24 protein-coding genes are annotated in these 26,536 nt (G+C 57.2%); 10 read left to right on the plus strand and 14 right to left on the minus strand.

All coding sequences use genetic code 11. From position 1 onward, the window contains the following. The first annotated feature begins 24 nt into the window (after nt 1–24). Nucleotides 25–786 carry a nucleoside triphosphate pyrophosphohydrolase gene (gene mazG, locus GRI69_RS09505; RefSeq protein ID WP_160728045.1) on the plus strand — a complete coding sequence of 254 codons (762 nt, stop codon included), beginning with the start codon at nt 25–27 and terminating at the stop codon, nt 784–786. On the opposite strand, the gene hflX is transcribed toward mazG, so the two are convergent. The 7 genes from hflX to dusB all read right to left on the minus strand — a co-directional run bounded on the left by hflX (nt 781) and on the right by dusB (nt 9,999). Then, nucleotides 781–2,082, minus strand: a complete 1,302-nt coding sequence (hflX, locus tag GRI69_RS09510; RefSeq protein WP_202391944.1) for a GTPase HflX — start codon at nt 2,080–2,082, stop codon at nt 781–783. The two genes, mazG and hflX, sit on opposite strands and share 6 nt — an antisense overlap. Nucleotides 2,083–2,099: 17 nt before the next feature. Further along, nucleotides 2,100–2,636 (minus strand): RNA chaperone Hfq, encoded by a 537-nt coding sequence (hfq, locus tag GRI69_RS09515; RefSeq protein WP_160728046.1) that lies wholly within the window; start codon nt 2,634–2,636, stop codon nt 2,100–2,102. A gap of 174 nt (nt 2,637–2,810) precedes the next feature. Next, nucleotides 2,811–4,193, minus strand: a complete 1,383-nt coding sequence (ntrX, locus tag GRI69_RS09520) for a nitrogen assimilation response regulator NtrX (RefSeq protein WP_160728047.1) — start codon at nt 4,191–4,193, stop codon at nt 2,811–2,813. A 2-nt stretch (nt 4,194–4,195) separates the two neighbouring features. Beyond that, a complete protein-coding gene (locus GRI69_RS09525) occupies nt 4,196–6,436 on the minus strand; it encodes a sensor histidine kinase (protein WP_160728048.1) in 2,241 nt (746 codons plus the stop codon). Between the two features lie 61 nt (nt 6,437–6,497). Further along, a complete protein-coding gene (gene ntrC / locus GRI69_RS09530; protein WP_160728049.1) occupies nt 6,498–7,913 on the minus strand; it encodes a nitrogen regulation protein NR(I) in 1,416 nt (471 codons plus the stop codon). Then, nucleotides 7,910–8,983, minus strand: a complete 1,074-nt coding sequence (locus tag GRI69_RS09535) for a two-component system sensor histidine kinase NtrB (protein ID WP_160728050.1) — start codon at nt 8,981–8,983, stop codon at nt 7,910–7,912. The genes ntrC and GRI69_RS09535 overlap by 4 nt, the downstream gene beginning before the upstream one ends. Then, a complete protein-coding gene (gene dusB / locus GRI69_RS09540) occupies nt 8,980–9,999 on the minus strand; it encodes a tRNA dihydrouridine synthase DusB (protein ID WP_160728051.1) in 1,020 nt (339 codons plus the stop codon). Before dusB ends, GRI69_RS09535 begins: the two co-directional genes overlap by 4 nt. Nucleotides 10,000–10,079: 80 nt before the next feature. Here dusB and GRI69_RS09545 point away from each other — a divergent pair, with 80 nt between their 5' ends. Then, complete coding sequence (locus GRI69_RS09545) at nt 10,080–11,225, plus strand: bifunctional 2-C-methyl-D-erythritol 4-phosphate cytidylyltransferase/2-C-methyl-D-erythritol 2,4-cyclodiphosphate synthase (protein ID WP_160728052.1); 1,146 nt, start codon at nt 10,080–10,082, stop codon at nt 11,223–11,225. A 13-nt stretch (nt 11,226–11,238) separates the two neighbouring features. Then, nucleotides 11,239–11,742, plus strand: a complete 504-nt coding sequence (locus GRI69_RS09550; RefSeq protein WP_160728053.1) for a CinA family protein — start codon at nt 11,239–11,241, stop codon at nt 11,740–11,742. On the opposite strand, the gene GRI69_RS09555 is transcribed toward GRI69_RS09550, so the two are convergent. Next, on the minus strand, nt 11,739–12,194 hold the full coding sequence (locus GRI69_RS09555; RefSeq protein WP_160728054.1) for a type II toxin-antitoxin system RatA family toxin: 456 nt from the start codon (nt 12,192–12,194) through the stop codon (nt 11,739–11,741). The two genes, GRI69_RS09550 and GRI69_RS09555, sit on opposite strands and share 4 nt — an antisense overlap. Further along, entirely contained in the window at nt 12,194–13,156 is a 963-nt protein-coding gene (lipA, locus tag GRI69_RS09560; RefSeq protein ID WP_160728055.1) for a lipoyl synthase, read from the minus strand. The genes GRI69_RS09555 and lipA overlap by 1 nt, the downstream gene beginning before the upstream one ends. Nucleotides 13,157–13,263: 107 nt before the next feature. On the opposite strand from lipA, the gene GRI69_RS09565 reads away from it, so the two are divergent. Beyond that, complete coding sequence (locus GRI69_RS09565; RefSeq protein ID WP_160728056.1) at nt 13,264–13,902, plus strand: carbonic anhydrase; 639 nt, start codon at nt 13,264–13,266, stop codon at nt 13,900–13,902. Nucleotides 13,903–13,939: 37 nt separating this feature from the next. Continuing rightward, on the plus strand, nt 13,940–14,665 hold the full coding sequence (locus GRI69_RS09570) for an NYN domain-containing protein (RefSeq protein WP_160728057.1): 726 nt from the start codon (nt 13,940–13,942) through the stop codon (nt 14,663–14,665). A 66-nt stretch (nt 14,666–14,731) separates the two neighbouring features. Here the strand turns inward: GRI69_RS09570 and GRI69_RS09575 are convergent, their stop codons facing one another. Next, nucleotides 14,732–16,057: a hypothetical protein gene (locus GRI69_RS09575; RefSeq protein ID WP_160728058.1), complete on the minus strand. Its 1,326-nt coding sequence runs from the start codon at nt 16,055–16,057 to the stop codon at nt 14,732–14,734. A 303-nt stretch (nt 16,058–16,360) separates the two neighbouring features. Between GRI69_RS09575 and gyrA the strand changes: the two genes are divergently transcribed. Beyond that, complete coding sequence (gene gyrA, locus GRI69_RS09580; RefSeq protein WP_160728059.1) at nt 16,361–19,204, plus strand: DNA gyrase subunit A; 2,844 nt, start codon at nt 16,361–16,363, stop codon at nt 19,202–19,204. 18 nt (nt 19,205–19,222) lie between these two features. Here the strand turns inward: gyrA and GRI69_RS09585 are convergent, their stop codons facing one another. Further along, nucleotides 19,223–19,879, minus strand: a complete 657-nt coding sequence (locus GRI69_RS09585; protein WP_160728060.1) for a lysoplasmalogenase family protein — start codon at nt 19,877–19,879, stop codon at nt 19,223–19,225. Nucleotides 19,880–19,952: 73 nt separating this feature from the next. On the opposite strand from GRI69_RS09585, the gene trmFO reads away from it, so the two are divergent. After that, the gene (trmFO, locus tag GRI69_RS09590) at nt 19,953–21,320 is read left to right on the plus strand and encodes a methylenetetrahydrofolate--tRNA-(uracil(54)-C(5))-methyltransferase (FADH(2)-oxidizing) TrmFO (RefSeq protein ID WP_160728061.1); all 1,368 of its coding nucleotides are present in this window, start codon (nt 19,953–19,955) and stop codon (nt 21,318–21,320) included. Here trmFO and GRI69_RS09595 read toward each other — a convergent pair whose 3' ends face one another. After that, nucleotides 21,321–21,788 carry an EF-hand domain-containing protein gene (locus tag GRI69_RS09595; protein WP_160728062.1) on the minus strand — a complete coding sequence of 156 codons (468 nt, stop codon included), beginning with the start codon at nt 21,786–21,788 and terminating at the stop codon, nt 21,321–21,323. Between the two features lie 37 nt (nt 21,789–21,825). Then, nucleotides 21,826–22,464: a hypothetical protein gene (locus GRI69_RS09600; protein ID WP_160728063.1), complete on the minus strand. Its 639-nt coding sequence runs from the start codon at nt 22,462–22,464 to the stop codon at nt 21,826–21,828. Between the two features lie 156 nt (nt 22,465–22,620). Between GRI69_RS09600 and GRI69_RS09605 the strand changes: the two genes are divergently transcribed. The 3 genes from GRI69_RS09605 to GRI69_RS09615 are packed head-to-tail and all read left to right on the plus strand — an operon-like array spanning nt 22,621 to nt 25,099. Further along, nucleotides 22,621–24,207, plus strand: coding sequence for a TadE/TadG family type IV pilus assembly protein (locus GRI69_RS09605; protein WP_160728064.1), 1,587 nt, complete (start codon nt 22,621–22,623; stop codon nt 24,205–24,207). Then, nucleotides 24,204–24,665, plus strand: coding sequence for a TadE/TadG family type IV pilus assembly protein (locus GRI69_RS09610; protein WP_160728065.1), 462 nt, complete (start codon nt 24,204–24,206; stop codon nt 24,663–24,665). Before GRI69_RS09605 ends, GRI69_RS09610 begins: the two co-directional genes overlap by 4 nt. Continuing rightward, on the plus strand, nt 24,662–25,099 hold the full coding sequence (locus GRI69_RS09615; RefSeq protein ID WP_160728066.1) for a TadE/TadG family type IV pilus assembly protein: 438 nt from the start codon (nt 24,662–24,664) through the stop codon (nt 25,097–25,099). The genes GRI69_RS09610 and GRI69_RS09615 overlap by 4 nt, the downstream gene beginning before the upstream one ends. A gap of 55 nt (nt 25,100–25,154) precedes the next feature. On the opposite strand, the gene GRI69_RS09620 is transcribed toward GRI69_RS09615, so the two are convergent. Continuing rightward, entirely contained in the window at nt 25,155–26,534 is a 1,380-nt protein-coding gene (locus GRI69_RS09620) for a pyruvate dehydrogenase complex E1 component subunit beta (protein WP_160728067.1), read from the minus strand. Between the last annotated feature and the right edge of the window lie 2 nt (nt 26,535–26,536).

Here is a 26,536-nt window from a genome sequence, read left to right on the forward strand (position 1 = left end):
TCCCTCATCTCCTATCGGTGCCGTATGCCTCACCAGATAGATAGACTGCTTCGCATCATGGCGCGTTTGCGCGATCCGGAACACGGCTGCGAATGGGACACGGCGCAAAGTTTCTCGACAATTTCACCCTATACCATTGAAGAAGCTTATGAAGTAGCCGACGCGATCGAACGATCGGATATGGACGACCTTCAAGGCGAACTCGGCGACCTGTTGTTGCAGGTCGTTTTTCATGCCCGGATGGCCGAAGAAGCCGGTCATTTCGCATTTACGGATGTAGTGAGAAATATCGCGGACAAAATGGAAGCGCGCCATCCGCACATCTTCGGCGATGAAGGCGGCGTAATGGAGGAAGCGCGGTGGGAAGACCTTAAAGCCACCGAACGGGAGGCCGCTGGTGTACGTGGTGCACTCGATGGTGTGGCTTTGGCGCTGCCGGCTCTGCTTCGCGCTCAGAAATTACAGAAACGCGCTGCTCGCCATGGCTTCGACTGGCCTGACCCCACGGGACCGCGCGACAAGGTTTTTGAGGAAATACAGGAACTTGCTGAGGCTTCTCCAGGCGACATTAAAGAAGAGGCCGGGGATTTCCTTTTCGCGGCAGTCAATCTTGTGCGAGCCTATGGAATTGATGCGGAAACAGCCTTGCGCACTGCGAACACTAAGTTCGAGCGCCGTTTTCGCGCCATGGAGGACTTGGCAAATGGTGACTTTGCAAACCGCAAGCTCGATGCGCAAGAAGAACTTTGGCAGGAGGTCAAGCGCCGTGAAAAGGCGGTCTCATAGGGTTTCGAACTGACCTAATTCCTTTGGATTGAGACGGACGACAAACCGGCGCATCGGGCCGCCCTCCTCCTTCTTAGCGTCTTCCTCCACAAGTACCTCCCCATGTGCGTGCAACCACGCTATTCGGCGCCCATCGCTAGCAGGAAGTTCGATTTCGTGGATCGAGGCTCTGGCGGTAAGCATTTCACCCAGTTTTTCGAGCAGGTTATCGATGCCCTCGCCTGAAATGGCGGAAGCTGGAACGATATCCGTGCTTGATGCGGCAACACTTCCGAGTTCCTGAGAACGTTCCTCGCCCAAGAGGTCCCATTTGTTCCAAATTTCCAGAATTGGGATGGACGAAGTACCGCCCTTCTCCTCGATAACTCCGAGGCCGGTCAGAACATCGAGGACCTGCGACTTTTGAGCCTCGGCCGAGGGGTTGGACATATCGCGCACATGGCAAATGACATCTGCCGCAGTGACTTCTTCGAGCGTTGCCCGAAATGCGGCCACGAGTTGGGTGGGCAGGTCGGAAATAAACCCGACTGTGTCCGACAAAATCGCCTTTTCCACGCCGGGTAAGGTGATAGCACGCATAGTCGGATCAAGCGTCGCGAACAGCAGGTCTTCTGCCATCACTTCCGCGCCGGTGAGCCGATTGAACAGTGTGGATTTTCCTGCATTGGTATAGCCGACCAGCGCGACAACCGGCCACGGAGCACGGTCACGGCGCTCGCGATGCAGGCCTCGTGTCTTTCGGACCTGTTCAAGTTGCTTCCGCAAGCGGCCCATCCGCTGACGGATCATCCGGCGGTCGGCTTCGATCTGTGTTTCGCCCGGACCGCCTAGGAAGCCATAACCGCCGCGCTGACGCTCGAGGTGAGTCCAGCTCCGCACAAGTCGGCTTTGCTGGTAATCGAGATGGGCCAGTTCGACTTGCAGTCGACCTTCGGCGGTTGCCGCCCGCTCACCGAAAATCTCGAGGATCAAGCCGGTACGGTCAATGACCTTCCGTGCAAGCTTATCTTCAAGATTGCGCTGCTGAATGGGACTGAGAGCCCCGTCGACTACGACCAGTTCAGCTTCATTTTGCTCACAGGCAATACGAATATTCTCGACCTGCCCGGCACCGAACAAAAGGTTTGGTCGCACTTCGCGGACCGGAAGTACGAAACTATCCTCAATTTGAATTCCTATAGCCAAGGCTAGCCCTTCGGCCTCAAGCAGACGGTTGTCGGCATCGAGATCGTAGGTAACCCCGCGAATGTCGGGGCAAACGACTAGGGCCCGCGCGCCGCGCGAGACCTCGCCCAACAGATCGTCATCGAAACTCAGTGGTCGACCTCATCCCAATCCTCGGTCAGATCGACCGGGGTCGAAGGCTGTATTGTGGAAACCGCATGCTTATAGGCCAGTTGCACGTACCCATCACGCTCCAGCAGCATGCAGAAAAGGTCGTACGCGGCGATCTTGCCTTGCAGCATAACGCCGTTAACCAGGAACATTGTTACTTGCGCCTCGGCCTCGCGTACGCGGCTCAGGAAAACGTCCTGCAACAGCCGCTGTTTTGCGCCAGATCCTTGGCTGGCGAATTGGTCGGCATCGATGGGCTGGCCTGGCATCACGGTGCTGATGGCATGCTTGTATACCAATTGCGATTGACCATCCCGCCGGAGCAGGATCGAAAAATTATCGAACCAGGTTACAATTCCCTGCAGCTTCACTCCTTTGACCAGAAATACGGTGACCGGCGTCTTGTGCTTGCGCAGAAGGTTCAAAAAAGCATCTTGTAAACTGGGCTGCTTGCCGCCCGTTTGTGCCGGTTTGTCCGGCTTGGGGCGAGCGGAAAGTGTACGTTCGCCAGACATCTTGCGTGTCTCCTATTTTGTTGGCGACTCCAACCAGGAAGCCGCGCTCTGGACGCTCCCACCGCGTCCGGGCACCGGCCATTGGGTCCGGATTTAAAACGCAATGTGGCAATTGCGGTGCCCGACCGCAATAAATAAATATTTCTGGACCTTGTGTGGGAAATTGCGCGCCCGCTAGTTCCGGTCGCCGCCCTTACGTTGTACCATCCCAAGAAGCTTGAGCTTGCGGTGCAGAGCCGATCTCTCCATCCCGATAAAACTCGCCGTTTTCGAAATATTGCCAGAAAAACGTCTGATCTGAATCGCGAGGTATTCACGCTCGAAACTTTCGCGTGCTTCGCGCAAGGGGGCCCCCATAAGGGCAGCCATCCCGCTATTACCTGCAGCATTGCCTCCGGATATTTCTTCGGAAAGCATCTCGGCCTCTACCGTCTCGAGCTGGTCGCGTGGTGTGAGAATGATGGTTCGCTCGACCACGTTGCGCAGTTGGCGCACATTTCCGGGCCAGTCATAGGCTTGCAGTGCTGCCATGGCCTCCTCGCTTATCGCAGGCGGCCGTATGCCCTGCTCGGCCGCATACCTTGCGAAAAAATACTCTGCGAGAGCTGGAATATCATCGCGACGCTCGGCCAGCGAGGGTATCTCTACTGGAACGACATTTAGCCGGTAGAAGAGGTCTTCACGGAAGTTCTTTGACTCCATTTCGCCGGCGAGGTCGCGCGCAGTGGAAGAAACAACTCGGACATCGACCCCGATCTGGCGGCTGCCGCCTACGCGAACGAAACTCTGTTCGGTCAGGACGCGCAGAATACGCGCCTGGGTGGAAAGTGGCATATCGGCGACCTCATCCAGGTAAAGGGTCCCTCCATCAGCCGTCTCAAGCAGTCCAGCCCTCACCAGCTTTCCGTCGGTTTCCTCGCCAAATAGTTCTTCCTCGAAGCGTTCCGGAGTAATCCGAGCAGAGTTGACAATTATGAACGGTTTATCGGCACGTGTTGACCAGCTGTGAAGCAGTCGGGCGGCGACTTCCTTGCCGGCTCCCGCCGGTCCGTTTATGAGGACGCGGCTTCCGGTCTGAGCAACGCGTTTGAGTGTTGCGCGCACGGCGTTGATGACGGCGGAATTGCCGGTAAATTCACCGCCCTCACCTAAACCTTCGCGCAGGCGCGTGTTTTCGCGTCGCAGGCGTTCAGTTTCGGTTGCGCGTTCGACGAGAAGAAGCAATCTTTCGGCTTCGAATGGCTTTTCAATGAAGTCCATCGCGCCCCGGCTGACGGCGCTGACGGCGGTGTCGATGTTGCCATGTCCCGAGAAGATAATCACAGGTAATTCCGGCTCACGTGCTTTGATCGCATCGAGGACTTCAAGACCGTCCATTTTGCTACCGTGCAGCCATACATCCAGAAGAACGAGACTGGGGCGTTTTTCGTCGACGGCATCCAGAGCGGAGGAACTATCGGCTGCGGTTCGGCAATCGTAGCCTTCATCGCTAAGAACGCCGGCTACCAATTCGCGTATGTCACGTTCGTCATCTACGATGAGGATGTCCAATGCCATGGTCAGCTTCCTGTTTTTGCATCGTGGGGGGCGTCTGCACCGGGCTTGCGTATGTCGTGCGGATCTTTCGCGAAGCGAAGGGTGACACGGGTCCCACCGCCGTCGACCGAAGAAAAATTCATCTCGCCGCCATGCTCTTCGACAATCTTGTTCACGATAGCCAAGCCTAGGCCCGTGCCCTTAGCGCGTGTAGTCACATAGGGTTCGAGAATTCGTTCGCGGTCTTGCGGTAGGCCGATACCGTTGTCCGTAATTGCGACCGCGATCGTTTCTCTGTTCTCATCGACCTCCACTCTAATGCGACCACGATAATCGGCATCGGCTTGTACTGTCTGGGCCTCGATCGCTTCTGCCGCATTCTTTAGAATGTTGGTCACTGCCTGACCAAGTTGATGACGGTCTGCCTGAATCTTGAGCGGTCCGTTTGTCTGGGCTTCCAGTGTGTAGTTGATATCCGGGTTGGCGACTTCCTGAAGAAATATTGACTGCCGAATAAGATCCAGCGCATCCTCAGAACGGAAAACCGGTTTGGGCAGGCGGGCAAAGCTGGAAAATTCGTCGACCATTTTCCGCAAGTCGCCGACTTGGCGCACGATAGTGCTGGTCAACTCGTCGAACAGGTCGCCATCCTGTTCGATCTGTTTGCGATACCGTCGCTTAAGCCGCTCGGTTGCCAATTGGATCGGTGTAAGCGGATTCTTGATTTCATGAGCGATGCGCCGTGCAACATCGGACCACGCCGCCTGGCGCTGATCGAGTAGCTGACGGGTAATGTCTTCAAAGGTAATGACATGGCCCTCTCCCTCACGAACGAGTTTGACGGCCAGTGTCATCAATTCACCTTGCCGATTGTGGCTTACCACCCCGCGGTCGAGTCCGGCGGCGACCATGGCGGCAATCTGCGGTGCCATCTCGTCGAGTGTATCGGGCTGGTTACCACCCTGCCCCTCTTCAAGCAGCGTTGCTTGAGCAGGAGCATTCATGAGCAGTACGCGGCGATCGCCATCAATCGTTATGACACCTGCACTGACGGATTCCAGCACGGCCTCAATAAAACTGCGCCGATCTTCGAGTTCGGCATTCGCAGAAACAAGTGCGTCGGTCTGGCGCTCAAGCTGTGCCGTCATTCGATTGAAAGCCCGATTAAGTAGTCCGATCTCGTCGGCCCCGGTTCGGCCTTCTACTCGCATTCCGAAGTTCCCGGCTCCGACTTTACGCGCAGCAGCGACCAAATCAGTCAGGGGTTCGACCTGACGATCAGCAAATCGAAGCGCGAACCACACCGCAATTCCGACAAGCGCAAGACTGACGAAGAACAAGGCAAGGTTGAAGCGCAGCTGGAGTGCCCGCGCACGCAACGTCAATTCGTCATAAGCGCTGGAAATCGTTCGCGCCCGCTCCCAACTGCGAAAGCTCGCTCCTTCGGCATTGCGTGCAGTGTACAGATAAATGCCGGCAACCCTGTCGATCGGTGCAACGGCTTCGATCCGTTCGGGACTTCCTCGGACAGCCACCTGCTCTCCACTACGAAGGGCGGCAAGACTTTCCTCGGTAAAGGCGACAGGATCGCTGTCTTCCGAGATGTTGTACAGCACGGCAGTGCGCGCAGTGCCATCTGGCATGGCTTGAAGTATGGCGCTTTCGACGACATCGCGTGGCTGAGCCTGATATTCGTACACCAACATGAAATCGGGGTCGGTTACGGAAATCCGCTGCAGGTTGGCCCGCATGTCCATGGCCATGGAGATCGTTTCCTGCGCGAGGTCGAGCTGGTTGTCTTCGTAATAGCTCTCGGCCAGCGCGTTGGCATTTTCCATTAATCCCCGCGAATTGTCGGAAAACCAGAAGTCGACACCTGACTGAAACAGAACCGCAGCGAAAGCGGCAACCAGCAGAGTAGGAACTGCAGCCACCATCGAGAAGAAAAAGACCAGTCGCACATGGAGCCGTGCAGTGCTTCCCGCCGCCCGCCTCAGAGCCAGCCTCCGCCCGGCCAGAACCAGAAGCGCCATGGCGGGGATCAATGTGCCAATCAGAAGAATCGCGACCTGACTGCTCGGAAGCAGTTCTCCGTTGGCTGGCGCCGACGTGAAGGCAGCCCACGTCATTGCAACCATTGCGAGAAACGCGGTCGCAGCAGCGATTTCGATCAGGGTGATCAGGTTCGCCCTGCGAGACGTCACGACGAACTTGCGCCACCAGCGTGGAGTGCGTCGGGTCAGGGGAGCGGCCTTCGTCGCCATCGTGGCGGCCTTACATCGCTACTGTTGCAAATTTGCAAGCATAAAAGCGATGAAACGCGCGTCACGTTCGCTGGACGAAAACCTCTGGGCGGATAGCGAGTTCACTAAGTTTCTTGCGTAAAGTGTTGCGATTAATGCCCAAAAACTGGGCGGCACGAAACTGGTTACCTTGAGTTTCTCGAAGCGCGTGTTCGATCAAAGGCTTCTCGAATGCGGCTAGCGCCTGGTGGTAGACGGTTCCTTGGGTGGCCGCGTTTCGTGCGAGCCAGTCATTCAGAGCGCTTTCAAAGGCGGAGTCTTCGCAAGCCGCATCTGATTCCGCTTTTTGGGGAAGGAGATCAGCGACAAGATTCTCATCAATTCTTTCTTCGCGCGCCATCAGAGACATCCGAAATACGAAGTTCCGCAGTTCGCGGACATTGCCCGGCCAATCATGAAACGACAGTCGAAGAACGGCATCATCGTCTATGGTGTGATGGGAAAGCCCTTGCTCCCTGGCTTCAGCGAGGAAATGACGTATAAGTGCTCCGAGATCATCTTTGCGGTCTCTGAGCGGTGGCAAGTGAATGGGAACGACATTCAGTCGGTAAAACAAATCTTCCCTGAAGCGTCCGTCTCTGATCATCGGTGCGAGGTCCCGGTTGGTGGCCGCCACAATTCGAACATCGACAGCAATTTCCTGACGCCCCCCGACGCGCCGGATCCGGCCGGATTGGAGTGCACGCAACAGCCTGGTCTGAGCTTCGGCAGGCATATCGCCGATCTCGTCGAGAAACAGGGTTCCGCCGTTCGCTTGTTCGAATTTGCCGATCGACTGAGAGTGCGCGCCGGTAAACGCTCCGCGTTCGTGTCCGAAGAGCTCGCTTTCGAGCAAGTCTCGCGGGATTGCAGCCATATTGACCGCCAGAAATGGTCCAGTCCTGCGTGAACCCAACTGATGGATCGCCTCTGCCACCAGTTCCTTCCCGGTCCCGCTTTCTCCGGTGACCAGCACCGTGAGATCATTCCTCAGGACGCGGGTTATCATCCGGTAGACGTCCTGCATTGCTCGGCTGCGACCGATCAAGGGAAGTTCCGTGCTCTCTCCATCGCGCTCCTCAGATAGAGTGGTGCGCGAACGCGAGGTGGCCTGATGGACTGCCCGCGTCAGTTCATCGAGGTCGAACGGCTTGGGAAAATACTCGAACGCCTCGCTGTCGCTCGCGCGGATTGCCGTATCGAGTGTGTTTTGCGCGGACAATACGATGATAGGCATTGCCGGCGCATTTTCGCGGACGCGGCTGACTGTATCCAGACCGTCACCGTCTTCGAGCATGATATCGGTCAACATCAAGTCGAAACGATCATGAGCGAGAAGCTCGTCACGTTTCGCGATGCTTGCACAGGTGGTGACCTTGAAGCCCTCGTCGAGCAATGCCTCGACGATGACAGTCGCAATGGCGCGATCATCCTCGACCAAAAGTACCTTGCGGGTCATGACGGCTTCCTGTCGGCAACGGGCAGATTGATTCGAAAATGCGTAAGGCCGGCGCGCTCGTCGCGCTCGTGGACGATGCGCCCCCCCATGTCGCGCAAGAGCTTGCGGACGAGTGCGAGGCCCAGCCCTTGGCCATTCTGTTTCCCGGATACGAAGGGCTCGAACGCATGTTCTCGCAGTTCCGGGGCGAGGCCGGGACCGGGATCGGTGACGGTAATCTCGAGCGGGAGGCGGGTCGCCTTACCCAAGCGGATGGCGGAAAATACCAGCCCACTGACAAATCGTGTTCGGACGGAAATGCGAGCGCCGTCCATTTTCGCACAGGCATCGCAAGCGTTGGCCAGCAAATTGATCATCACCTGCTCGAGGGCCCCCCGGTCCGCCTTGACTGGAGGCAGAGATGGGTCGAATTCCTCGACCAGGTCGCAACGATCATCGCGACCCGCGCGGACAGTTGCCATGGCATTGCGGATCGCTTCGTGCAGGTTGCATGGGCCGGTTGCCAACTGGCTGCGGCTGCCGAGCTGCTGCATCCGGTCGATCAACTGGGCAATCCGGTCGACCTCGCCTTCGATCATGGTGGCAAGTGGCCGGTCACGTTCCGAAGCTCGACGTGCGAGCAGTTGGCTCGCTCCACGGATAGCAGAAAGCGGATTTTTGATTTCATGCGCGAGGACCGAAGGAGCGCGCAACTCGACGCGATCCTCTTCGTCCCCATCATTACCCTCTTGTCCTACTTCGGAGAGCGTCACGACACGCCATCCAGGGTGGGCTGGAAGAGGGGAACTGGTAAAATTTACGCGGCGGGCGCCCTGCCCCGGATCGATAGATACTCCGCGTGCGATAACCTGAGCATCGCAATTCTGCATGCATTGGCGCAGGCGATCATTGTCGATATCGATCACGTCAAGCAGTCTGGCCTGTAAGAGCCGGATAGCACTTCGACCCAAAAGCTCTTCGGCCGCAGGATTGGCTTCGACAATTCGATCCTCGTCATCGAGCAGAAGGACTGCGAAGATCAGTCCGGAAATCTGAGTGGCAGCGTCGGGCGCGCCCGGCCCCTGCTTCATGCCGCGCGCCGATGAAGAAACGGTTCGTAGAAACGTCCCAATTCATCAATAACTTCAACCGCATTGTCGATGAAATTCACGCGATGGCGGAACTCTGCTGAGCCGTGCATCCCCTTTGTGTACCAGCCCAAGTGCTTACGCGCGATTTTAACACCCACCTGTTCGCCGTACAGCTCGAGCATGTCGCGATAATGATCGAGCACAACCTTATATTGCTCATCGAAACTCGGGCTTTCGAGCAATTCGCCGGTCCGCCACCAATGCATGACCTGTGCAAGCAACCAAGGCTTGCCATAAGCGCCGCGCCCAATCATGAGGCCGTCAGCCCCTGACTGTGTGAGCGCCTTGCCGGCGTCTTCGATGGTGCAGATGTCACCGTTCACGATCACTGGAATAGAAACGGCGTCCTTGACCTTGCGGATAAATTCCCAGTCCGCGCTGCCCTTGTACATTTGATTGCGCGTTCGGCCGTGGACAGTGATCATCTTCACGCCAAGATCCTCGGCTATCCGTGCCAACTCCGGGGCATTGAGATCGCCGTGGTCCCATCCCATACGCATTTTGACCGTCACCGGTACGTCGACTGCCTTGACTGTCGCTTCCATAAGCTTGGTAGCGAGCGGGACTTCGCGCATCAGTGCAGAACCAGCTAACTGGCCGACGACCTTCCGCACTGGGCAACCGAAATTGATGTCGATTATATCGGCACCATTGCCCTGCTGGAGCTTTGCAGCCTCGCCCATGCTTACTGGATCGCAGCCGACCAATTGCATCGAAACCGGTTCTTCGATGGGATCCCATGCTGCCTTCTGGACTGACTGGCGCGTCTCGCGGATTGCGGCTTCGCTCGCGATCATCTCGGTGACATTGAGTCCGGAACCATATTTGCGAACCAGCTTTCGGAACGGCAGGTCTGTGACGCCGGTCATGGGTGCCAAGATGACAGGTATGTCAATGGCCACATTGCCAATATGGATCGGCTTTGGGGGTGCGGGAGGGAGGGTTCGCGCGGTCATTTTCAATCATTGCCTAAATATTAGGCAGGCACATAGTGCGTTGCAGCAAAAACCTCAAGGCGCTAGCGGGCGGTATAGCTATGCAAGATGCCGCCACCCTTCCCCCTTTCGCCGCTATCGTGGTAGCTGCAGGGAAAGGTCTCCGCGCAGGTCAGGTTCTCCCTAAGCAATTCGCCAACTGGCGCGGCAAGCCGGTGCTACGCCATCCTGTCGAGGCCCTTCTGCAAGCTGGAGCGGATCCGCTAGTCATTGTGATCCCGGCCGGCGAGGAAGTTACAACCCGCAACGCATTGCACGGACTTGGAGGTTGGCAGGCAGTAGCGGGCAGTAGGACACGTCAACAATCGGTAATGATTGGGCTCAGCGCCGTTGGATCAGCCGACCGCGTGCTAATTCACGATGCGGCGCGCCCTAATCTTCCCCACGCAGTTATTTCGCGGCTTCTTGCTGCGCTGGAACAGCACCCCGGCGCAATTCCCACCCTTCCGGTGATCGACAGTCTCGCTATAGATGAGCTGGGGATTATGGCTGGTAGCGGTGACCGCGCGAAGCTCCGCCGGGTCCAGACACCGCAGGCTTTTCGCTATGCTGATATCATTGCGGCACACGCGTCTTGGGAGGGTGAGCCGAATGCGGGAGACGATGCCCAAGTGCTATGTGCAGCTGGGGGCTCAGTGGTGATGGTCGAAGGCGACGAACGCCTCCAGAAACTTACTTTCGCGGAAGATTTTATGTCAGACTTGCCTCCTGTCCGGATCGGGACCGGCTTCGATGTGCACAAGCTGGCCGAGGGCGAAGAACTCTGGCTGGGGGGCATTAGGATTGAGCATAACAGGGGCCTAGCTGGCCACAGCGATGCCGACGTTGCCCTGCATGCCATTGTCGATGCGTTGCTCGGTGCAATTGGCAATGGGGATATCGGCAGCCATTTCCCGCCCTCCGAACCGCAATGGCGAGGAGTGAGTAGCGACCGCTTTCTTGCTCATGCCGCTGATCTCGTTAGGAAATCGGGATATCGAACCGGCAATATCGACCTCACGATAATCTGCGAAGCTCCAAAGATCGGGCCTCACCGGGACGCCATGAGAGAGAGAATTGCCGAGCTTCTGGGCGTTGACACGGGAGCAATATCGGTAAAGGCAACGACTACCGAGCGGCTCGGCTTTACAGGACGCGGCGAAGGTATTGCCGCCCAAGCCGTCGCTACGGTGATCCGCAACTCATGAAATCGAGACGAGCATGACGCTCCATAAACTTCTCCCGGACGACATCGAGGCGCTTGCTACGAGAGTCATCGAGGAAAACCTTGCGGCGGGCCGCAAACTGGTGGTGGCGGAAAGTTGCACTGGCGGGCTCGTCTCTGCAGCACTTACTGAAATTCCCGGTTCCTCTGCCGTCTTCGATCGTGGCTTCGTAACATATTCAAACGAAGCCAAGATGGAGGCGCTCCGCGTTCCGCTGGACATTATCGAGACTTTCGGAGCGGTATCCATCGCTTGCGCCTGGGCTATGGCAAAAGGTGCCCTTGTTGCAAGCAACGCGGATGTAGCTGTTGCGATCAGCGGGGTTGCGGGTCCTGCGGGGGGCACAGCGCTGAAGCCGGTGGGAACTGTCGTTTTCGCCAAGGTAGTTCGTGGGCAAGAGGGCGAGCCGGAAGGGGAGTTAAAGAAATTCGAGCCTACCTCGCGCGCCGATATCCGCCGGGAGGCTACCATTTGCGCATTAGAACTTCTGTTACCCTAGAGGTTAGCGGCGGCGTTCTCCCGACCGTATAGTTCATCAGCCCGCTTTTCGAATGCTTCCACCATCTTGCGGAACGCACGGTCGAAATATTGTCCTGCCAGCGCTTCGAAGACCGCGTTACGGAAAGTGAAATCGACGCAAAATTCGATCTCGCAGCCCCCATCGGAGAGCCTCTTGAAGTTCCATTTGTTGTCCAGGTCTTTCAGAGGACCGTCGATATAGAAGACCTCGAGATGGTCGGGGCGGCTCTTGATTACGCGCGACGTGAACTTCTCTCTTATCGCCTTGAAGCCGACCAACATGTCGGCTTCCATTTCGGCTTCGCTATTGCTGCGCACCCGCGTGGCAACGACCCAGGGAAGGAACTTGGGATAGTTTGCTACATCGGCGACTAGGTCGAACATCTGTTCGCAGCTGTATGGGAGGCGGCGCGTCTCGCTAATTCCGGGCATCAGGCCTTTTGCCTCGCGAGCTCCTTAGCCAGACGTTCTTCGCGCGCGGCTTTCATTACCGCGAAATCGTCGCCTGCGTGATAGCTCGATCGGGTGAGCGGACTGGAGGCCACCTGCAGAAAGCCCTTGGCACGAGCGATCGAGCCATATGCGGCGAAAGCCTTCGGCGTCACGAAATCCTCGACCGCAGCGTGCTTCGGAGTGGGCTGAAGATATTGACCCATCGTGATGAAATCGACGTCCGCGCTGCGCATGTCATCCATCACCTGATGGACCTCTAGGCGTTGCTCTCCCAGCCCAAGCATTATGCCTGACTTGGTAAAAATCAGCGGATCGTGCGACTTCACTTCTTCCAGCAGTCGCAGCGAGGCGTAATAGCGCGCGCCCGGCCGGATTGTCGGATACAGACGCGGAACTGTCTCGAGGTTATGGTTGTATACGTCGGGCCCGGCCTCGCAGATCTTCTCCACCGCAGCTCTCATCTTGCCGCGGAAATCGGGAGTCAGGATCTCGATCGTAGTATCCGGCGTTTCGCGCCGCAGTGCCGTGATTACCTTGACGAACTGGTCGGCACCGCCATCCGGCAGATCATCTCTGTCCACACTGGTGATCACGATGTGTTTAAGGCCCATTTTGCCTGCGGCGATGGCGACGTTTTCCGGCTCCATCGGATCGACCAATCGCGGCATGCCGGTCTTGACGTTGCAAAACGCGCAAGCACGCGTGCAGACGTCGCCCAGGATCATCACCGTAGCGTGCTTCTTATCCCAGCATTCACCGATGTTCGGACATGCGGCTTCTTCGCAAACCGTGTTAAGCGAAAGGTCGCGCATCAGCTTGCGCGTTTCGTGATAACCCTTGCTGACCGGAGCCTTCACGCGGATCCAATCGGGCTTGCGCTGTTTGCGCGGCTGATCGCCGCCGTCTTCGATGGGCTTGGGCGTGGATGAGAGGTCGTTCATTGCGCGGCCCATCTAGGCCTCATCGACCCGTCCCGCAACCTTGCATAGCTATACCGCATTTGCGCAGCGGGCTTGCAACGTGAGGGGATTATGGGCAGCAGCAAGCCATGAAGACATTTGACCAGATGATCGACGGTTACCGCAATTTCCGCGCCACCGAATGGCAAGAAGAGCGTGAGCGCTGGGAGCAACTCGCAGAAGGTCAGTCTCCCCAGGTAATGGTTATTTCATGCTCGGATAGCCGCGTCGACCCCGCTCAGATCCTCGATGTCGCGCCGGGGGAGATATTCGTCGTGCGCAATGTGGCCGCGCTCGTTCCCCCGTTTGAAACCACGCCCGGGCGTCACGGCGTGTCGGCCGCAGTAGAATTTGCCGTTCAATTTCTCAAGGTGCGCGAGATAGTCGTGATGGGCCATGGATTGTGTGGTGGCTGCAAGGCGGCGCTGACCCAAGATCTCCACGGGAACGAGCTCGGCGAAGGTGGCTTTGTCGCCCATTGGGTCGACATGCTCGACGAGGCGCGCGAACCGATTGCGGCCTCTTTGGGAACGACGGGCCGTGAAGCGGAACTCGCGATGGAGTTGGAGGCTGTAAAAGTCAGCCTCTTCAACTTGCGGACATTTCCGTATGTCGCGGACAAAGTTGAAAGCGGTGAGCTGAATCTTCGCGGCGCGCATTTTGCGATCTCCGACGGTATTCTGCGCGTCTTGAATGATCGCACCGGGGAATTCTCGCCAACCGATTGACTTGCCCTCCCCGCAGTTGATCGTCATGTGAGGGCTTATGTCAGACAAGGACCTCAAGAACATCGCCCTCCTGATCGATGCGGACAATACATCTCCGCGCGGGATCGACCCAGTTCTCACCGTCATGGCAGAACTCGGGCAGGTGAACATCAAGCGCGCCTATGGTAATTTCGCCAAGAACAACCTCGCCAAATGGGACAAGATTACCCACAAATATGGCATCCGCCCCCAACAGCAATTCGACCTAACGGCAGGCAAGAACGCGACGGATATGGCCATGACCATCGACGCGATCGATTTGCTGTATCAAGGTAAGGTGGACGGGTTCGGAATCATGAGCTCGGACAGCGATTTTACGCCCCTGGCAACACGGCTTCGGCAGGATGGTCTGATCGTCTACGGCTTCGGCAGCAAGAACAAGACTCCGGATGCTTTCAAAAGCGCCTGTACCCGGTTTATCGATATCGATGCATTGATCGCCGGAGCTTCCGATGAAGCCACCCCGTCCAAAACCCTAGGAGAGAAATCCAAGTCGACGATCGACGAGGAACTGGTTGAACTCCTCGGGACCGCATGGAAGGCTGCAAATCGGGACGAGGATGGCTTCGCTCAAATGGGAGAGGTGGGCAGTCTTGCGGGAAATCGGTCGAGCTTCGATGTTCGAAACTACGGATTCAAACGCCTGTCGGACCTTTTTCAGTCGATGGATCAGTTCAAAGTCGAACGCCGCGAAAACACGCTATACGTAAAACGACTTCGCTAAAAATGAATGCGGCGCGGGTTCCTGGTGGAAACCGCGCCGCTCTACTTATCTGCTCTTCAATTCCAATTATACGCCGGCTTTCTGCGCCGCATAAATTGCCCAGAGATTGGCGATATCCTTGCGGGCCCCTTCGACTTTATTGAAAGTCTCGACAGCTTCGGCATATTTACCTTGGTCATACTGCGCGATGCCGAGACGGGTCAGAACCAAAGGCGTTTCCACGCCGGACATGCCGAGCGCCTTCGTATAAAATTCCTCGGCTTCAGCTGGCTTGTCATAGCTTAGGAAAGTGTCGCCAGCGACCACGAGCGTCTTGAGGTTGGCACCAGATGCTCTTGCATCAGCGGCGAGGCTCGGCAAATCGGCTCGGTCTGTCTCGACACGGCCCGCAGCTTCGGTGCGCGTCTCAGCGATAAACGAGTCCGCCTTGTCGATCACACCGAGGGCGCTTCCTTCGTCGATCACCGAGACAACCTCGCCAGGATAACGGCGCGGGTCCAGAATTTCGACGTATTCGGTAAGTACGCGGGCGTCGTTGTACGCCTTAGTCCGCCGTGAGAGGCGCAGCAGGTCCAGAACTTCCGGATTTTGATAGCTGTTCGCATTCAAGGTTACGATAACTGCATCACCCCACACGACATCGCTAGGATAATTCTCTGCGAGCATAGCAACGTATTTCGGCGTCACATCATTGATTTCATTTTCGTAAGCAGTCGACAGCCCCTTGCGTATCCAGTTTTCCGGAATTTGTCCGCCAGCGCTGCGACGTTCCTCGATCTGGTCCGAAAGGTAGGCTAGGCCTTCAGCAAAATTGCCCTGATCAAAGTACAGATCCGCAATCATCGTGCGCATGTCGTCCGCACCAAAATTGCGCTGGCTGCCGTCAGTCATCGTCGCTTCGAAGGTATGGTTGACAGCGATGGCTCGCTCGAGAGCAGTTTTTGCCGCTGCGACATTGTTCTCGTCGCGATACGCCTGATACGCTGCAAAACTTAGCTGCCCCTCAAGCTTCGGTTCGAGGATGCCACTTTCAAGCATCAATTCGATCCCCTGAAGACGGAGCGCTGCATCATCGGTCTCGTTGCCTAGATTGAGCAAGACTCCGCCGGTAGCACGCTTCTCGTCAGCGTTCTTGCTGGCGGCCACCAAGGGCGGAATCAAAGCTTTCGCAGCTGCTGGATTCGGTGCTTCCGCCTTGAGCGCCGCCTCTACAGGCTGATAGGCTGCGATAAACTCCTTCGAATACTCTGGCTTACGCTCTTCGTCTTCGTCTTGGGCGTGCGCGGGCTCAGGAAAGGCAATAGTTCCCATAGCGCCGCTCGCGGCGATTACGAGCGCCATTGCGACTGCCGAGAACGGACGCGAGACAGTATTGGGGCGGGTAAAAATCATTCGATGACTCCCAAGAGTGAATTAAGGGCAACAGCGCCTCGAGGCGCTAATCTCAAAAAAGGATGCGGCCATTGCCGCTTCTGCGCTTCATTGCAACTTGTGTAGCCGAAATGCGCTGAACGGTGTTTGAATGCAGGCCTGTCCTTCGGTTAATCCTTACTATCGGCGCGCTAGGCACCCATATGTGGAAAAAGCGCACGAAACTGTCCTTCGGTTCCCGCAATCAGTGGCGCTCGCGGGTCCCCTCCCCTAAGCTACGTTCCCTGCACATCTGTCACTAACAGCACATGGATCACCCAAGTTTTGGCTGACGACATCGATCTGATCGATTCCCCCGCACCCAGCGGCGAAGAGCACACCCGCATCGACATCGTCGATGAGATGAAGGCAAGTTATCTTGATTACGCGATGAGCGTGATTGTGAGCCGCGCTCTCCCGGACGTGCGCGACGGCCTGAAGCCCGTCCATCGTCGGATTCTCTACGCCAGCAACGAAGGTGGATTCGTTGCAGGGAGGCCATTCCGCAAGAGCGCCAAAATAGTGGGCGACGTCATGGGTAACTATCACCCGCACGGCGACGCAGCGATCTATGATGCGCTTGCTCGAATGACCCAAAATTGGTCGCTTCGCGTTCCGTTGATCGACGGTCAGGGCAATTTCGGGTCGATGGACCCGGATCCGCCCGCGTCGATGCGTTACACCGAAGCGCGACTTGCCCGGGTTGCAAACTCGCTTCTGGATGATCTCGACAAGGACACTGTTGATTTCGCCGACAACTACGATGGGTCGCGGCGAGAACCTACCGTTCTTCCTGCTCGTTTCCCAAACCTCCTCATCAATGGCGCGGGCGGCATCGCGGTCGGGATGGCGACCAATATACCGCCGCATAATCTCGGGGAGGTTATCGACGGGTGTTTTGCCTATATGGACAACCCCGCGATCACGAATGAGGAACTCTTCGAGATCATACCGGGCCCGGATTTCCCGACGGCACCTTTAATACTCGGTAAGTCGGGCGCCCGTGCGGCCTACACTACAGGCCGTGGCTCAATCCTGCAGCGCGCGCGCCACGAAATCGAGGACAAGCGCGGCGACCGCAAATCGATCGTCCTTACGTCGATCCCCTTCCAGGTAGGCAAGAGCGGACTTGTCGAGAAGATTGCAGAGGCCGCGAAGGACAAGCGGATCGAGGGTATCTCGGACATCCGCGACGAGTCGAGTCGCCGGGGCATGCGTGTGGTCGTGGACCTCAAGCGGGATGCTTCGCCCGATGTCGTGCTCAACCAAATCTGGCGCTACACTCCCGCGCAGGCAAGCTTCCCGGCGAATATGCTGGCTATCAGCGGCGGTCGCCCCGAAGTCCTGACCCTGCGTGAGTTCATCCAGGCGTTCATCACTTTCCGCGAGGAAGTGATCACGCGCCGGACCAAGTACGAATTGAATAAGGCTCGTGACCGGGCGCATATCTTGCTCGGTCTTGTGGTCGCCGTCTCCAACCTCGACGAGGTTGTGGCAATGATCCGCAGTGCGCCCACTCCGGCGGAGGCGCGCTCGCGCCTGCTCACCAAGGAATGGCCGATCGGCGATATTGCTCAGTACATTGCGTTGGTCGAGGCAATCGAGCCGAGTGCGGAGCAAGACGGCGGGACCTATCGCCTGTCCGAACGGCAGGTAAAGGCCATTCTCGATCTTCGTTTGCACCGCCTGACCGCTCTGGGCCGTGACGAAATTGGCGACGAGCTCAAGCAACTCTCGCTCTCGATTGAGGAATATCTTTCGATTCTTGCTGATCGTGTGAAGCTTTACGGTGTGATGCGTGGTGAGTTGGAAGAGATCAAGGCGGCCTATGCGACCCCGCGCGTCTCGGAGATCGCACCGGCGTGGGATGGTATTGATGATGAAGACCTAATTGAGCGTGAGGAGATGGTCGTCACCGTCACGCATGGCGGATACATCAAGCGCACTCCTCTCGATGCGTTTCGTGCCCAGGCCCGCGGTGGCAAGGGCCGTAGCGGCATGGCGACCAAGGATGAGGATGCCGTCGTCGAAATGTTTGTAACTTCGACGCATAATCCTGTGCTTTTCTTTACTAATACTGGCCGTGTATACCGAAAGAAGGTCTGGAAACTTCCCGAAGGGAGTCCGCAGACAAAGGGCCGCCCGATGGTCAACCTCCTTCCTTTGGGGGACGAGGAACGTGTAACCAACGTTCTGGCTTTGCCAGAGGACGAAAACGAGTGGTCCAAGCTCAACATCGTCTTCGCGACGGAACAGGGCATGGTGCGGCGCAACTCGATGGACGCCTTCACCAACGTGCCCAGCAACGGTAAATACGCCATGGGGTTCGTGGAAGGCAGCGGCGATCGTCTCATTGGCGTCGAGCTACTGACCGAAGAGCAAGAGATTTTCCTTGCCTCCGATTCGGGCAAGGCAATCCGCTTCTCCGCCACCGACGCACGCGAAACAAAGAGCCGCACCGGCATCGGTGTTCGCGGCATGAAGTTGAAAGAAGGTCAGAAAGTCGTGTCGATGGCGGTCCTCGACGCCGGGGAGCGTGAGACCGAAGTCCGTGAAGGTTATCTTCGCGCTGCGGACTGGAAAAATAATGAAAATGAATCGGCGCTCGACGCCGAAAAGGCGGCCAAACTCGCCGAGACCGAGGAATTCATTCTCACACTGACCGCCAATGGATACGGCAAGATTTCTTCCTCTTACGAATACCGCACCATCGGACGCGGCGGCATGGGGCTCACCAACATCGGCGAGCCGTCGAGTAATCCCGATCGAAATGGACCGGTGGTCGCCAGCTTCCCGGTCAAGCATGGCTCGCAGCTGATGCTAGTGACCGATCAGGCCAAACTGATCCGCCTGCCAATCCACCTCCGGCATTTGGTCGAAGGCGGCTTCGGCAACCACGAGGGCTTCTCGATCTCGGGGCGCGGCTCGTCAGGTGTACGGATTTTCAACGTTGCCAAGGGTGAGCACATCGTGGGCGCGGCTCTGATTGATGAGACCGAGGAGCCGGAAAACCCGGCCGAAGAACTCGTTCAAAACGAAATCGCCGAGCGTGGCGGAAGCCTGCACCCGACTACGCCGCATACGACAGCACACTCGGATAAGAATATCGAGGATGAACCGGGAGGGTAAGCGGTTTGGGGGCTTGGCTCAGACCGCTTCCTTTCGGATGGTCTGGATCACTCCCGTAGCGATAAGGAATTGGCCGACGTAATACAGCGGCCAGACAAGCCAATCGCCCAAGTCTTGCGACACATGGCCAGCTTCGCGGGCGAAAATGACTAAGTCGCTCGCGACGAAGAGCACTGCTCCGACTCCTACCCGGTACCTCGGGAACCGGCTCATCCACGCCGCACAAGCCATCGCTCCCACCGCGAGGGCGTAAAGCACAGCCAAAAACCAGTTTTCGAGCGGGTAAGTCAACATTCCTGCCAGTAGCGGGGTCATAATCAGCAAGGCGAGGCTAGCAGTTCTCTGGCTCGCAGTGGCGCGCTCTCGCCGGTTTGAGAGGTAGAGGCCGATCGCCACGAGATGCGCAAGAGCAAACACCCCGCCCCCGATAAGGAAGCTGAATTGGAGGGCCACATCCGCCAAGGCACATAGTACCAAAACCGAGGAGATGAGGACACCGTCCCGCCCCTGTCCGCGATGGACAGCGTAAAGAGCCAGAAATCCTACCCCGGCACCTTTCCATAGCGCGAGAAATGCTCCGCCGACCTTCCCGTCCATCACGAAGAAATAAGTGATGCCGAACAGCAGGCTGAGCAGTAGATAGGGCCGATGATCGATGAGTGCGCGTTTGGGCATCAAGCTAATTCCTCTTCGGAACCCCGCTAGGCCTTGATAGAGGACGTGTGCAAGCACTAGGTGCGCGAGTACAATGGCACATGATATCCAGATCATCGGCGGCGGTCTCGCCGGAAGCGAGGCAGCCTGGCAACTCGCTCGGAGAGGCTTCAAGGTTCGTCTTTCCGAAATGCGGGGCGGCGGAGATACTACTGCTGCACACCAGACCGATGGGCTTGCCGAACTCGTTTGCTCCAACAGTTTTCGCTCCGACGACAGCGACAAGAACGCGGTTGGCCTCTTGCATCACGAGATGCGCCGGCTCGACAGCATCGTCATGCATGCTGGAGCGAAAGCGCGAGTCCCCGCAGGCAGTGCTATGGCGGTTGACCGTGATGCTTTCTCTGCCGAAGTCCAGCGCGCTCTGGAGCAGCACCCCAATGTTACTGTGGTCCGGGAGCGGGTAGATGTTCTTCCCTCATCGGGACCGACAATCGTCGCCACTGGCCCCCTCACCGCGCAGTCTCTGGCTGAGAGCATCGTGAGCGTCACCGGGCAGGATCGTCTGGCTTTTTTCGATGCCATCGCGCCCATCGTCCACCACGACAGCATCGACATGGATGTCTGCTGGATCCAGTCGCGCTGGAACAAGCGAACGGAAGCATCGAACGAAGACGGGGATTACATCAACTGCCCGATGACGAAGGAGCAGTATCTCGCCTTCCATCAAGGACTGCTCGACGGTGAAAAAACCGAATTCCGAGAATGGGAAGCCGATACGCCCTATTTTGATGGCTGCATGCCGATCGAGGTAATGGCAGCGCGCGGCGTCGATACGCTGCGCTTCGGCCCGATGAAGCCTGTGGGCCTGGACAACCCGCGTGATGCAACTCCCGAATTTCCACAAGGAAGGTGGCCTCATGCCGTGGTTCAGCTCCGACAAGACAACAAGCTCGGCACGCTATGGAACATGGTCGGCTTCCAGACCAAGCTTAAGTACGGCGCTCAAATCGAACTGTTCCGTACTATCCCCGGTCTGGAAAAGGCAGAATTTGCCAGACTTGGCGGACTGCATCGCAATACCTTCATCAACTCGCCACTTGTGCTCGACAGGCAGTTGCGGCTGCGCGGCGGTGAGCACGTCCGTTTCGCAGGGCAGATCACCGGATGCGAAGGTTATGTCGAGAGTTCGGCCGTAGGACTGATGGCCGGCATGATGGCAGCCAGCGAATTGATGGGCCGCGATTGGACTTCTCCTCCGCGCACATCTGCTTTCGGTGCCCTGCTTTCGCACATTACCGGCGATGCGGAAGCGGACACGTTTCAGCCGATGAATGTCAATTTCGGACTATTCCCGCCTTTGCATGAAGTGAAGAAGAAGCAGCGCAAGGAAGCGTACACCGGAAGGGCAAAAGCGGATTTCAGTGAATGGCTCGACACGCTGGAAGCGGTTCCGGCCTGATCAGCAGGCGCAGCGCCGGGGCTTTGAAGGTTTCGGCTTCGTAGTGGCGAACTCGCCTGGCGAAAGTTCCCGGTCACCATCAGAATCCGCGCCTTCAAATTTCTCGACGGTCGTCACCGCCCACTCCTCGAAAGTGAGGAGATTGTTGCTGTCCTTGTCGAGTTTGCGGAACCCGTCGCTTCGCGAAGAAAGAATTTCGCTTCGTGTGATGCGCCAGTCGCGATTGCGATCATAGCGAAAGAAACGGCGCTGCTCCTTAGTCAGTTCGCTGGCTTCCGGCGGCGCGGGTCCCTGCATCTCACCCGGATCGGTGATTGGCAATTCATCGGAAGCTGGTGCCTCATCCGTTAACGCCATGGGATCGGGAGGTGGCGCAGCTTCTTCGACTTCGGCCCTCCCCTGCCACCAGAACAGGCCGACACCCATAACTATGAGCGTCACGAAAGAACCGGTAACGAAGGATTTCACCGCATGGCTCCCTATCTGTCCCCCGGGTTAGCCTAGTTTAAGTGCCGAAGATTCCAAGCCTTAGTGCAACTATCGGGCTTAACCTGTCGCCGAACAATGGCTTCCCACCACGTTTGAGTGCCCGACGAGACAACCCTCCGACAATTGCCAGCGGCCGCAGTTCGAGTGGTAATCGAGGGAGATCGGTAGTTCGGGAAAGTTCAGTCGCACCCAAGTTGGCGAGATCGGCAAGCGCCCAGATACTGCCGTGACGTCCCGCCAAGCTCGCCCATTGCGGATTACCTGATAATTCCGCGATTGCTTCAAATAGGCCAGCACGGCCTTTCATGAACGCTTCCATCGGTGCTTGTCCCCAAGGGGGATCGCCGATCAATTCCTCCCAACCGTCCACCAAGCGGATCAGGTACGCATCGTGACCGGTCCAGGTTTCGAGGAGCGATGCGAGGAGCGGGTCGGACGGCAGCGCATCGCCATCCGCTCGTTGCCGCGAAACTTCGTCACGCCACCAGGCAAGGCGGATCTGGGCAAGCGCCGGCTCCTTTGCGGAAAGAACAATGCGAGCAAGCCGCGCATCAAATTCCATAGCGGGTTTGAGGTAAGTGCGTAATCGGGGATTTGCCGACGCCAGCACCATCGGAGCCCAATCGGCCAGTTCCTTTTCGCCGCTTTCATCCACCCCCGTGGCTTCGGGACAGTGCAACCCACTGTCAAGCCTGTGTCGAACAGTAGCCATCCTATACGCGGGATTAACCAATCCCGGTGCATGAAAAGTAAGGAAGCTAGTTTCTATAAGGCACGTTCGACTCGAACCGTTTGAGGAAAGTTGGGATTTATGGGCTTCACCGAATTAATGCGCCGGCTCAAAGCCGACACAAGCGGAAATGCTCTCCTGCTCGTTGCGATGGGTGCGCCGGTTCTGTTCGGCTCCGCAGGCCTCGGTGTGGACATGGCTCAGTACTACACCTGGAAACGGGAGGCGCAGTACGCGGTCGACCAGAGCGCGCTCGCTGGCGCGTGGGCTCGCGGCAACGGCGACACAGGTACGGAATATGAAACCCGGGCTCGTCAGGAATTTCATGTCAACCTTTCGGTGACTAAGGACTATCTGCTCACTCACAACGTCGAGTTGGACGATTGGGATGGCACTGCTGACAGCAGTGTGGTGGTCGACGCCACAGTATCCGCCTCCCTCCCCTTTACCGAACTGGTGATGGGAGATGGGATGACAATCGCGGTGAAGGCACAGGCGATCTGGCAAACTACTCAACAATTTACTGCCTGCCTATACTCCCTCGATCCCACTTCCCCCCGTACCATGTGGTTCAATGGGGGCCCGACTGTAGACGCTGCCTGCGGAGTTGGCGCGCGCTCAAATGCCGAGAACGCAATTGTCACCAACGGTAGCGGCGGTGCACAAAACATCAATTGGGTAGTAGCGGGAGGGACGATCGACGACGGGATGGGCGCATTTGCTAACGCCGAGGTTGTCGAAAATTACGCCAATATGGTGGACCCATGGGAAGCCCTGACCCCCCCAGACAACACGACTCCCCGGTCGATAAGTTGCGGGAAGGCGACAGCTTCGTGGCAGGCTGACGAGACACAGTCAGATGGTGTCACGTTCAAATATTACAGAGGAAAGAACAAGAGCTCAGCGGCGTCAGCGGGCGCCATCAGTTACTCCGGTGAAGGTGCGCAAAATCCCTACACCAAGGATTACCCGACAGAGATTGCCGCATCTTTCATGAGCGAGCCCAATGATTTTTCCCAGCCGGCGGTCCACGATAATTTGAGCCAGATTGCCGGTAGTGGCCCTGACAGAATCTATATCGAGAAGATCACGACCACCAGTTTCACTTACGCCAACAAGGTCAATCTCTCTGTCAGCACCGATCTTCAGCCGGGCACCTATTCGAACTTCGACGTCGGCTGCGATCTCAACATGGCAGGGGGGGTTTATGTAATTGATGGCGGAACGCTAAAGATTAATGGGGGAGTCTCGCTTACCGGCACAGGCGTCATGTTCGTGCTAAAGAACGGCGCGGGCATCGACATCAATGGTGGCGGAGGCCTTTATCTCACACCCATGACGACGACTGAGTTAATCGCCGTAGGCGTCTCATCTGACGATGCCGAGCGTATGGAAGATATGCTGATCTTCGAAGACCCGGAATCGCAGGGCAGTTCTGGCAGCAAGATCACCGGAAATTCGGGACTCGATCTCAACGGAATCATCTACATGCCAAATAGCGATCTCAAGATTGCAGGCACGCCGAATGCGTCGTCAGAGTGCATGATGATTGCCACGAAAACTCTACAGGTCAGCGGTACAGCAGACCTCACAACTTTGTGTCCCGCCGGCAAGTCCCACGATATCGTGGTCGGCGAAGGTGGTACCCGGGTGAGGTTGGTCTCGTGACCCGGATTCTCGGAAAGCTCGACGCCCTTGGAGGGGACCGGAACGGGTCGATGGTTATAGAGACAGCAATCGTCCTACCGGTTTTGATCATGCTCTGTCTCGGCGGGTTCGAGGTCAGTCGACTTGTATCCCGAAATAACGAATTGCAAATCGCTGTGGCAGAAGCGGGCTCCATCGTGCTTGCTAGCCTCCCAGAAGAACAAAGCGATATCGATAAACTGGAAGAAATTATCGAAACTTCGACAGGTCTGCCTCCTGATAAAGTCACGCTCGCCAAGAAGTATCGGTGCAACTCCGACGCTTCTCTTGTTGTGGATATAACCACCTGCCCCACTGGCGCGGTTATCTCCGAGTTTGTCGAAATAGAAATTGCCGATTGGTACACACCAATTTGGACGGATTTCGGCGTTGGGCAGACGGTTAATTACGACCTTACGCGGCGGGTTCAGATATCATGAGAAAAGATCTGTTCTGGCGAACCCTTCGAGCTGACAAACGCGGGGCGACTATTATCGAATTTGCCCTCCTGGCGCCGGTGGTGCTCGGACTTTTCTTCGCTGCCATCCAGATCGGGGTCAGCATGCAGGCTCACAATTCACTGCGTGGCATCGCTTCCGATACAGCGCGCTTTGCCGTGATTGAATATATGCGGCAAAACGAGATTAGCGATAACGCGATCCAGACCAAAGCGGTCGCGATTGCGCAATCTTCACCTTACTTGCTGAACGACAGCATCGACGTGACGGTCACGCCGGTAGTCAACCCTAGGGTCCACGGAACCCACGAGAAGACGATGACCCTAACGTATACGCCGCCGAACGTGATGCCGTTCTTCGATTTTACCAGCAAGCAAATGACCTTTTCGCGCCCGATTTTCGTCATCGACGAATAACGAACGCAGTCGATCAACAGCCTGCCGCCGATTCGCTTGCGGAGGGCTTATCGCATCAATCCCGGTAGCAAACCTTCTTCGCCGCCTTGACGATTTTCGGCGTGTCGATCAGCGCCAACTTCTCAAGGTTCGCAGCATAAGGAAGCGGCACGTCCTCGTCGCACACACGGGTAACCGGTGCATCTAGATGGTCGAAACCTTCCTCCATGCAGATTGCCACTATTTCCGATGCGATCGAGCACGTTGGCCAACCTTCCTCGGCGATGACGAGGCGATTGGTCTTCTTGAGGCTCTCCAGCACGGTCTCCTTGTCGAGAGGACGTAGCGTGCGCAGATCGATCACTTCGGCATCAATGCCTTCGTCGGCCAGTTCCGCGGCTGCTTTCAGTGCGAGTCCGACAGCGATTGAGTAAGAGACGATCGTCACGTCCGAACCTTCTCGCACGATCCTCGCCTTGCCGATCGGAAGGACATGGTCGTCCAGTTCGGGCAATTCGAAGCTGCGACCGTAGACCAGCTCGTTCTCAAGGAAGACGACGGGGTCCTCGCACCGGATCGCGGCCTTCAGCAGGCCCTTGGCGTCCGAGGCGTCATAAGGTGCGATGACGATCAGGCCAGGGACGCTGGCGTACCAGGGGCCGTAGTTCTGGCTGTGCTGTGCGCCGACGCGGCTCGCGGCGGCATTGGGGCCGCGGAATACGACCGGGCAGCGCATCTGGCCGCCAGACATGTAATTGGTCTTGGCTGCCGAGTTGATGATGTGATCGATCGCCTGCATCGCGAAGTTGAAGGTCATGAACTCCACGATCGGTCTCAGTCCGCCCATGGCAGCGCCCGTTCCGATGCCGGCGAAACCATATTCGGTGATCGGCGTATCGATCACGCGCTTCGGACCGAACTCATCGAGCAGACCTTGCGTCACCTTGTAGGCGCCCTGATACTGGGCGACTTCCTCGCCCATTACGAAGACGCGTTCATCGCGACGCATTTCCTCGGCCATGGCATCGCGAAGGGCTTCGCGCACAGTAACGGTCGCCATGTTGGTTCCGTGCGGAACTTCGGGGTCTGTCGCGCCGGATTTTTTCGCCGGCTTGGTGATTTCGGCCTCGGACGATTCCCGGCCTACGTCCTTGCCTTCTCCGGAAGCATCATTGGTCGCGAGAGTTTCTGCGGTAATATCGGAAGCGTCTTCATCCTCGCCCGCCAGCATCGCGATGATTGTTCCTACGGCCACGTTCTCGGCGCCCTCGGGCACAAGGATTTTACTCAGCGTACCCTCGTCGACAGCTTCGAATTCCATCGTCGCCTTGTCGGTTTCGATTTCCGCGATGATGTCGCCGGCGGTGATCTCATCACCTTCCTGCTTGAGCCACTTGGCGAGCGTGCCTTCTTCCATAGTAGGCGAAAGCGCGGGCATCTTGATTTCGATAGCCATGA

The sequence above is a fragment of the Qipengyuania vulgaris genome, from assembly GCF_009827325.1.
GTDB lineage: Bacteria > Pseudomonadota > Alphaproteobacteria > Sphingomonadales > Sphingomonadaceae > Qipengyuania > Qipengyuania vulgaris.

Excerpts from the sequence above, each read along its gene's own strand:
- GRI69_RS09615 (WP_160728066.1), top strand. The coding sequence starts at position 24,662 with ATGAGAAAAGATCTGTTCTGGCGAACCCTTCGAGCTGACAAACGCGGG.
- GRI69_RS09555 (WP_160728054.1), bottom strand. The coding sequence starts at position 12,194 with ATGCCCGGAATTAGCGAGACGCGCCGCCTCCCATACAGCTGCGAACAG.
- trmFO (WP_160728061.1), top strand. The coding sequence starts at position 19,953 with ATGGCACATGATATCCAGATCATCGGCGGCGGTCTCGCCGGAAGCGAG.
- GRI69_RS09620 (WP_160728067.1), bottom strand. The coding sequence starts at position 26,534 with ATGGCTATCGAAATCAAGATGCCCGCGCTTTCGCCTACTATGGAAGAA.
- GRI69_RS09570 (WP_160728057.1), top strand. The coding sequence starts at position 13,940 with ATGTCAGACAAGGACCTCAAGAACATCGCCCTCCTGATCGATGCGGAC.
- GRI69_RS09535 (WP_160728050.1), bottom strand. The coding sequence starts at position 8,983 with ATGAAGCAGGGGCCGGGCGCGCCCGACGCTGCCACTCAGATTTCCGGA.
- GRI69_RS09565 (WP_160728056.1), top strand. The coding sequence starts at position 13,264 with ATGAAGACATTTGACCAGATGATCGACGGTTACCGCAATTTCCGCGCC.
- GRI69_RS09585 (WP_160728060.1), bottom strand. The coding sequence starts at position 19,879 with ATGCCCAAACGCGCACTCATCGATCATCGGCCCTATCTACTGCTCAGC.
- ntrX (WP_160728047.1), bottom strand. The coding sequence starts at position 4,193 with ATGGCATTGGACATCCTCATCGTAGATGACGAACGTGACATACGCGAA.
- mazG (WP_160728045.1), top strand. The coding sequence starts at position 25 with ATGCCTCACCAGATAGATAGACTGCTTCGCATCATGGCGCGTTTGCGC.
- GRI69_RS09605 (WP_160728064.1), top strand. The coding sequence starts at position 22,621 with ATGGGCTTCACCGAATTAATGCGCCGGCTCAAAGCCGACACAAGCGGA.
- lipA (WP_160728055.1), bottom strand. The coding sequence starts at position 13,156 with ATGAACGACCTCTCATCCACGCCCAAGCCCATCGAAGACGGCGGCGAT.
- ntrC (WP_160728049.1), bottom strand. The coding sequence starts at position 7,913 with ATGACCCGCAAGGTACTTTTGGTCGAGGATGATCGCGCCATTGCGACT.
- hfq (WP_160728046.1), bottom strand. The coding sequence starts at position 2,636 with ATGTCTGGCGAACGTACACTTTCCGCTCGCCCCAAGCCGGACAAACCG.
- GRI69_RS09525 (WP_160728048.1), bottom strand. The coding sequence starts at position 6,436 with ATGGCGACGAAGGCCGCTCCCCTGACCCGACGCACTCCACGCTGGTGG.
- dusB (WP_160728051.1), bottom strand. The coding sequence starts at position 9,999 with ATGACCGCGCGAACCCTCCCTCCCGCACCCCCAAAGCCGATCCATATT.
- GRI69_RS09575 (WP_160728058.1), bottom strand. The coding sequence starts at position 16,057 with ATGATTTTTACCCGCCCCAATACTGTCTCGCGTCCGTTCTCGGCAGTC.
- GRI69_RS09545 (WP_160728052.1), top strand. The coding sequence starts at position 10,080 with ATGCAAGATGCCGCCACCCTTCCCCCTTTCGCCGCTATCGTGGTAGCT.
- GRI69_RS09550 (WP_160728053.1), top strand. The coding sequence starts at position 11,239 with ATGACGCTCCATAAACTTCTCCCGGACGACATCGAGGCGCTTGCTACG.